A 256-nucleotide genomic window follows, 5' to 3' on the forward strand; every position below is an offset into this window, starting at 1 on the left:
AGAAATTATCTGACAGGATGTATTATTTAGCAGATGGAACTCTAGTACAACGAGATTGGTATTCATCATTTCTGTTGTACTGCTATGATTAGAGGACTAAGAATATAGATAGAGACAGATGTATTTCAGAATTTGAAAAGTGTTACAGTAAGGAAGAAGCCTTAATTAAAAGAATTAAGATTAATAGAATCAAAGTATTGAATAGTGGAAACAAAATAGCATAAAATAAACATAAGGGAGATTGATTATACTTCCA

Source organism: Catenibacterium sp. UBA627, assembly GCF_002299355.1.
Taxonomy (GTDB): domain Bacteria; phylum Bacillota_I; class Bacilli_A; order Erysipelotrichales; family Coprobacillaceae; genus Catenibacterium; species Catenibacterium mitsuoka.